The organism is Protofrankia sp. Cr1 (assembly GCF_963555865.1).
Lineage (GTDB): Bacteria > Actinomycetota > Actinomycetes > Frankiales > Frankiaceae > Protofrankia.
Map to the genome: position 1 here is coordinate 1 of NZ_CAUVXO010000234.1, position 7,657 is coordinate 7,657.

The window sequence follows — 7,657 nt, forward strand, 5'->3', positions numbered from 1 at the left end:
GGTCCGCCCCGCCTGCCGATACGAGGAGGCGAGGTTGTCGCGGGCGCTCAACGTGTCCGGGTGCTCCTCCCCGAGCAGCCGCGCGGCCTGTTCGGCGAGGTGGTGCCAGTAGGTGACGGCGGGGGTGTGCAGGCCGGCGTTCAGCAGGCTGATGCCGGCCTGGTACAGCAGCGGGTGTCCGTCGGGGTGCCAGAGCAGGTCACCGGCGATGGCGGCGAGGGTGGTGGTGTTGGTGCGTAGCGCGGCGACGAGGTCGGTGGTGGTGTGGTCGCCGGCGGGCCACAGCGCGAGCAGCGCGTCGGCGGCGGTGTGGGTGAGCGTCGCCGGGTCGGTGGTGGTTTCCCGGGCGGCGCGGGCGGTCAGGGCGTGGATGCGCACGGCGCGGGCGCCGTCGGTGGGGGTGTGGGTGAGCAGGCCGTAGCGGTGCAGCAGCCGCATCGCCTGGTAGGCCTGCTCCGCGGTGACACGCCGGCCGGCGCGACCCCGGCCGAAAAGGCGCCGCCCGGTGCTGCCGGTGCGATGGGCGGACAGGTAGCCGGTGACGGCGGGAGTGGCCCACAGCGTGTCGGGATGGCCGGCGGGATCGCAGAGAGCGGCCAACGCCAGCGCGGGGCGCGCCAGCCCGGCGGGCTCGGCGGTGTCGGCGGCGGCCAGGGCGAGCAGGAGGGTGACGGCGACCGGCCGGCCGTAGGCGTCGGGGTCCGCGCCGGCGGGCATCAACTCGGCCAGCTGCTCGTCGCCGGCGGTGTAGCGGGCCAGGTACGCCGCACACCCCACCTCCTGGTTGATCATGTAGGCGGCGGCATGCGACAACGCCAACGGCAGATGCCCCACCGCCGCGGCCAGCCCGGTGGTACCCGCATCCAGCAGATGGGCCTTGCCAGCATCGCCGAGCCGGCCGGTCAGATACGCCACCGACTCCTCCGGGGCGTACACGTCGACGTCGACCTGCTGGCGTCCCGAGCTGGCGAGGGTGGCGTCGCGCAGGCGGGTGGTGGCCAGGGCCCATCCGCCAGGCCGGTGCGGCGGCCACCAGCCGGCAAGCGGCGCCGGGTCGGTGATGTCGTCGAGGACGACCAGCCAGGTGCGGTCGGTGGTGTGCAGCCACTCCAGCAACGCCGCGGCGTCCGCGGCCGGGTCGGCGCCGACGGCGCCAGGCACACCGGCCCGCGCCGCGGCCCGGGCGTAGGTGGTGATGACCTGGTCAGGGCTGGCGGCGCTGACCCACACGACCAGGTCCGTGCCATGCGCTGCGGCGTCGTGGGCGAACCACGCCGCCAGCTGCGACTTCCCGACACCTCCCCCACCCGCCAGCACCCGCGTGCCCGGACCCGCGCCACCGCGTCCGGTCTCCCGCTGGGCCAGGACCACGTCCTCACCGCGACGACGGGCAGCCACGATCCGATCCCGTAACCCCTGCCGGGGCTGGAACGCCGACGCCAACGCGGGAGGCTGCCCCACCAGGACCGGCCACACCGGCGCCGGCACCGCACGGGGATGGTGATGATGCTCGTGATGCTCGGGCCTTACATCGCCGATGACGACGCCGGTGATGGCGACCCCACCGTTGTCGGCCGACGCGTCACCGGAATCGGTGACGGTGGCCGCGTCGGGCGTCGGGTCGAGTGAGCTCCCGCCGGTGGTCACGGCCGGGGGCCGCGCTGGATGCCGGTGTTGGCCACCGAGCCCGGTCCGTCCGCGGTCGCGTCCCCCGATCGCGCGACCTGCGCCGGCCTGTCATCGCCGGGGGTCTGGAGCCCGGTGTTGGCCTGCCCACCGTCCGTGGCGGTGGCCCTGCCGGTGTCGTCGACCCGGTCCGGATCAGGCGTCGACGCACCTCCCGGCGGGGGCAGCAGATACGGCGCCCCCAACGCGAGCAACGCCAGGACGGCGCCGAGGCTGCCGGCCACCTTGTCCGCCTTGTCGAGCCCGACCACGGCGGAGTAGACCACCAACGCCACGACGATCACGCCGAAGACGACACGCCCGGCCCACAGCCACCGTCGACTCCGACCAGGCACAACGACCACCCCCATGTCAAGATCAAATCTTGCTGATCGGCCCCAGTCTACGAACACGGATCTACGTCGAGTGGCCCCACCGTCACCCGTCCACGGCCGGGGGGCGGGTTCCAGTACTCACGACCAAAGGATGACCTACCAACACCCCGTCGCCCCGGGCGTCCGCAGATCCGCTCGTCTCGTCGACAGCACATACGTCTTCCCGGCTGGGATCAACTATCGAGAGACAGACTCGTGCAGAGGACCTTCGGACATCCGTGCACACGACTGCGGAATCTGACACCCGACCTGGACGCCATAGATGACCAGGACGTGGTCGAGGCGGGCGGCGTCGGACAGCCAGTCGGGTGGGAAGCCGCGCAGGGTGGCGCGGGCCAGTGTCTGCTCGAAGGGGGCAACCAGATCGAGGATGGTGCCGCGGCGTCCCCTGCGAGACGGTGGCGGTTTCTGTCTGACCCGCTCGCGCGGTGCGGGGTTCCCGTCTCCGCGCCGTGTGGGGTCAGGACAGGCAGTTCTCCCGTGGTGGTCGGTCGTCGATGGCGTAGACGCAGGCGGGGAGTGACGTCGTGTCGCCCAGTTCGACCGTGAAGATCACTTCTTTCTTGTTCGTGGCGATGTGCGACGTGGTGAAGTCGGCGGTGCCGGTCGCGCCGTAATACGGCGTGCGTTGCAGCTCCGACACGATCGACACTGTGGTCGGCTGGTCATGGCCGGGGGATGGGGTACGTGCCGCAAGCACGATGATCCCGGCGGTGTCGTAGCCGAAACCCACCCACTCGCCAGGCCACCGCTCCGGCGGCGGTTGCAGGTGTTGCGACCGGTAGAACTCGCCCATGTCGCGGCACAGGTCCCGCAGCGCCTGGGGGGCGTACGGGTTGGCACGGTCCACCGTGCCGTGGAAGCAGCCCTGCTGGGTGAGCTCGATGCCCGCGTCCTCGGAGGCGAAGGAGATCGTCGTTCCTGCCGGGATATCGTCTTTCGGGGGTTGCACCATATACCGGTGGACGGCGTCACCCGCCAGGATCGGCGCTGGTTGCCCACCCGCCGGGCAGTTCTCCCGCATAGCGGACAGAAAATCGCCGAAGTCCGCGGCCCGACCGGCAAAGAAAATCATCCTGTTGGAGGTATCCGTGCAGGCTGTCGGAGCATCGGGTTTCTTCGAGAACGTCGGTCCGTCCCACGCCTCGTCCTCGAAGGCGATCTGCTTTCTGATGAATTCTATGCGCAGGTCCGCGACCAGGGTTCTGACGTACAGGTCGCCGCTACCCGCGGCGCTGCGCGGGTAGTAGACACTGACCCGGGTTTTCTTCTCGTGCTCCGCATAGGCGGCGATCAGCTGGGCCTCCCGCGCGTTCGGTGGCACCATCTGAAAATACAGCGGGGATTGCTGCTCGAGGCCGTCACCGGACAGGGTGGAGGCCACCACCGGAAGGCCGGCGTGTCCGAGCTGCGCGATCGCCCGTGCGGTCTGGTCGGTGCTGCGGTCCATACCGATCACGGCGACGACACTCGGATCCTGGCGGGCCAGTGCGGTGATACGGCTCGCGACGGTCTCGACCTGCCGCATGTTCTTACCGCCATTAGCAATGATGACCCGCAGGATCGGCGCGGTCATGCTTGCGGCGGGTAGGCACGATCCATCCGCCGCGAGCGCACCGTTCTGACGTATCTGCTGGAGCAGGATGCCTTCCAGTTCGTCAGCACGCGGCAGGGAATCCAGGTCGCGGAGCGGCCCGTCCGGGGTGAGCGCGGCCAGGTAGACCACGCTGACGTACGGTCGGGGTGGGAAGTGATTCCCATTATGCAGTGCGACAGCGCATTGATTCTCCTGGAAGACCAGCCGTTCCATGGTCTGGAGACGCTTATCCTCGCCGAAGAACTGGCCCGCCCCGTCGCTGTAACCGATGCACTCCGCCTGCGACCGCATCGCCCACACGGCCGTCCCGGTGCCGTCGCAGCCGTGTGCGCCCTCGAACGGTCTGGGCCAGACCACAACGGCCAGCACCACCACCATGATGATGGCCGCAATCCCTGCGGCCCACCCGCGTATCGTCCAGCGCCGGTCGGGCCCTGACCCGTCCCCGGCGCCGGGCAGGGCGCTGGCCGCCGCGCGGCCGGCGGAGGACCGCTGGTCGCGCATCTGCCGGAGCAGGTTCCACCGGCCGGGGAGGCCGTCCGGCCGGGGCGGGGCGGTCGACACCTCCGGCCGCCGGCCGGGAAACGCCACCGCCGACGCGCCCGCCTGCTGCTCAAGGGCGATCCACAGGGCTGGTCTGGAGGACCTGGACCGTGGGGAGTCAGCCGGGGGTTGTGCGTGCCGGCCAGTGAGGGGCCACTGGGCCGGCGGTGGTTGGGGGTCAGCCGGTCTGGGCTGATATCGGGACGGCGGTTCGGTCGAGTCCGCCTGGGAGGGGCTGGGGAAGGCTGGCTCGGGGCTGGGTGGGGTTGGCCGGGCCGATGACGTCGAGGCAGGGAAGGTGGGTGCGGTCGCGGGCTTCGCCCGGCCGGCGCGAAGGATCGCGACCTGTTTGGCTAGCCGGGCGGCGGTGGTGCCTTCGGGGAGGTCGAACAGGTCAAACGAGACGATCTGGCCGAGCAGCCCGGGCCGGGGACAGTCGGCGATTCTGATCGGGATCAGCCTGCCTGCGAATCCCAGAGGGTCAGCGGCCTGGGCAGCCTGCCACTCGGCCCGCCCGTAGACGGACCTCAGGTAGGCCTCGGACAGCAATGCGAGGGTGTGGGCGGCGTTAGTGACGCCCTGCTGCATGCCGACCGCCCAGTTCGAGCCCGGGATGAAGTCCCACGCCTGGACCAGCACCCGGTAACCGGCGTCCTCCAACTGCCAGGCGATCCACTCCGCCCACGCCCGGTCGGCGGCGGTGTAGGAGATAAAGAAATCCCACCCCGGCGCTGGTCCTGCGGCCTTGGTGCCCGGACCAGGCGCAGCGTCACGTAGTCGGGGACCATCAGCCGGGTCAGGCTGATCCATCCGCCCTCGCGGCCGTCAGCCCGTCGACCAGGCAGAAGATTACGAACCGCCAGGCCGATCTACACGATTCCGGACCTGATCGTGATGGTTTACCCGCCGTCATGCCGCCCCCCGGGGTTACGGTTGGGCTTTGTTTCAGGAAATGGCCCTTCCGTGAAGGGAACCTACATGGCCAGCAGCACGGACGGGGCGATGACGGGGCAGGAACGCGGAAAATTTGCTTCACGAAAGGTGGTGGACCCGTCCTGCTCAGCCGGGCTGGGTGACGACAGCGTGGCGGTGTGGGTCGGTCGGTACTTGGAGCTGGCGGTGCGCGGGGTCCGCTCGGCCGAGGTCACCGGCAAGATCGGCCGCCACCTGGGCCGGTTCCATGCCTGGTTCGCCGCCGGGTTCGGCCATGACCGGATCTCGACGGTCACCCGCCGGGAAGTGATCGGCTGGCGCGAACACCTCGCCGCCAGCCCGGTGCGCACGCTCGCCGACGGCCGGATCCAGCTGATGGCGCCGGCGACGGTGAACAACCACCTGGCGCATCTGTCGGCGTTCTTCACCTGGACCGCGGTGCACGCCCCGGCCGGGCTGCTGCGCCACGGCGACCCCACCAGCAAGGTGGAGCTGCTGCGGCTGCCAACGCCCGCGCCGCGGGCGTTGGGGGATGCGCAGGTCCGGACGGTGAAGAACGTGCTGGACCGGATCGAGGGGTTCCACCGGCTGACCGGCCGCGCCCACCGCGACACCGACACGGCGCCAGCGGTGCATGCGCACGCCCGGCCGTTGCGGGACCGGGCGGTCGTGCACCTGATGCTGGGCACCGGCTGCGCCGGGCAGAGGTCGCCGGCCTGGACCTGGCCCAGCTCGAGCCGGCGGACCCGGCGGAGCTGCGCCGGCGCAGGCTGGCTCGGCTTGCCGGGGTGCGGGGCAAGGGGCGGACGTCGCGCACGGTGTTCCTCGGCCTGGACACGCGTATGGCGATTGCCGACTACCTGGAGCACGAGCGTCCCGGCGACGTCGATGCGGCGTCGGCTGCGCTGTTCCTGGCCGCCGGGTCGATCGCGACCCGGCGGCCGGGCGGACGGCTGTCGCCGCGGACGATCAACACGATCGTCGGGGAGATCGGCCGGATCCACGACCTGGAGGTCACCGACGCCGACCGGCGGCTCGGCGTGCTGCGCCCGCATGATCTGCGGCACACCTTCGGCTACCGGCTGTCGCGGGAGTCCGGGCACAACCGCGCGGAGCTCGAGCGCCGCCTGGGCAATGCCAACGACCGCTACCTGCGGCTGTACACCAACCCGCCGGATGACATCGCCGCCGGCTGGGTCGAGAACCTGTAACGGCGATCAGTTTTCCTCGTCTTCGTCGTCGGGTTCGTTCGGATCGCGCAGCGGCCGTAATCCGTCGGTCAGGTTCGGTAGCGAAAACGCGTACCTGCCCAAGAAGTTGATGTGTTTGTGGCCGAAGGGTGACAGGTGGGCGACGTCGTTGTCCAGTACCGGGTAGCCGTCGGCGCGGAGCTGGTCGAGGGCGGCGTTCAGGTAGCGGGTGTTGAACAGCACGATCGCGTTGAGGACCAGGCCCAGCACGCCCAGCTGGTCCTCCATCCCCGTCAGGTATTTCTGTCGCAGGTCGCCGCGGGAGCCGTGGAAAACCCGGCGGCCCAGCGCGTGGCGGCCTTCCTGCAGGTTGCGGATACTCTTGATCTGCCGGCGGTAGGTTTCGTCGTCGACGACGCGCTGGATGTGCAGGCTGGCGGAATCAAGCGGTCAAGGCGTCGGCGCCGGGCTGCGGCCACAATGTGGAGCACGATTCCGGCGATCAAGACGAACTGGCCAACGAAGCCCACGCCAAAGCCAACGAGAAAGAGAGGACTCACCCTGAAGGCTTGATCGGAGGTCTGAAGATCGTTGAACTGGGCCATGTTTCCGAGCATGACCTATACGCACGCGAGCGCACCGCCGACAACCATTATGAAGCCGATCACGACCAGCCGTTTCGCCCGGGTCTTCGTCGCGGCGACAGTGATAAGGAAATTTTCCCGCTCCTGCCTGACCTCCTGGACCCACTGGTTGTACTGGTCTCGATTAATATTGTTGATATTATCGGCGTGCTGTCGATCAGCATCGAAAAGGACCGACGGGTCGGGCGGGGCTGCGGGTGCGGAGTGTCTCCTCAGGGTGTCGGCGGCCGCGTCGGCCGGTTCCTCGTACCGGGTTTCGATCACACTGAAGCCGACACGGTCACCGTGGCGAAGAAAACGCGGTGCGTGGAGGGGAACGCCGTTGACGCTCGTGCCCCCCGTGGAGCCGAGGTCCTCGATCACGGTTCGGCCCATCGATCGATTGACAGCTGCGTGCGTCTTGCTGACGTGGGGATCGTCCAAACGTAGATCAGATGCCGGAAGGCGTCCGAGGACAAGCCTACGGCCATCGAGGACCAAAGCCCTCCCGTGTAGCGGCCCAGCGCTCGTGACGACGAGTCTCGGGGATGGTGGTTCAGAAGGAGCATGGTAGTCCATTACGGTCCAAAAACCGGCGGATGGCCGCGGCTCACACACTTCAAAATTTGATTGTCGGTGGTGTGCCTGCCGCACCGCCGGATATTAGTAAGATGCAACCATACGACATCCCGCACCGCTGCATACCGGTCC

The 7,657-nt window shown here is 69.3% G+C and carries 5 protein-coding genes and 2 pseudogenes; 1 reads left to right on the forward strand and 6 read right to left on the reverse strand.

All coding sequences use genetic code 11. The annotated features are described in order from the left end of the window. The 4 genes and pseudogenes from U9980_RS17280 to U9980_RS17295 all read right to left on the reverse strand — a co-directional run. A pseudogene (locus tag U9980_RS17280) lies at positions 1 to 1,647 on the reverse strand (tetratricopeptide repeat protein); the annotation flags it as partial. Then, a complete protein-coding gene (locus U9980_RS17285; protein WP_322768862.1) occupies positions 1,644 to 2,078 on the reverse strand; it encodes a hypothetical protein in 435 nt (144 codons plus the stop codon). The pseudogene U9980_RS17280 and the gene U9980_RS17285, both read right to left, overlap by 4 nt. Positions 2,079 to 2,520: 442 nt before the next feature. Next, positions 2,521 to 5,010 (reverse strand): TIR domain-containing protein, encoded by a 2,490-nt coding sequence (locus U9980_RS17290; protein ID WP_322768863.1) that lies wholly within the window; start codon positions 5,008 to 5,010, stop codon positions 2,521 to 2,523. A 249-nt stretch (positions 5,011 to 5,259) separates the two neighbouring features. Continuing rightward, positions 5,260 to 5,808: a hypothetical protein gene (locus U9980_RS17295; RefSeq protein WP_322768864.1), complete on the reverse strand. Its 549-nt coding sequence runs from the start codon at positions 5,806 to 5,808 to the stop codon at positions 5,260 to 5,262. 47 nt (positions 5,809 to 5,855) lie between these two features. On the opposite strand from U9980_RS17295, the gene U9980_RS17300 reads away from it, so the two are divergent. Further along, a complete protein-coding gene (locus U9980_RS17300) occupies positions 5,856 to 6,344 on the forward strand; it encodes a site-specific integrase (RefSeq protein ID WP_416210304.1) in 489 nt (162 codons plus the stop codon). Between the two features lie 6 nt (positions 6,345 to 6,350). Here the strand turns inward: U9980_RS17300 and U9980_RS17305 are convergent. Both U9980_RS17305 and U9980_RS28590 read right to left on the reverse strand, forming a co-directional pair. After that, positions 6,351 to 6,758, reverse strand: a pseudogene (locus tag U9980_RS17305) (Tn3 family transposase); the annotation flags it as partial. A gap of 185 nt (positions 6,759 to 6,943) precedes the next feature. Further along, complete coding sequence (locus U9980_RS28590; protein WP_416210303.1) at positions 6,944 to 7,525, reverse strand: FHA domain-containing protein; 582 nt, start codon at positions 7,523 to 7,525, stop codon at positions 6,944 to 6,946. Positions 7,526 to 7,657 lie beyond the last annotated feature (132 nt).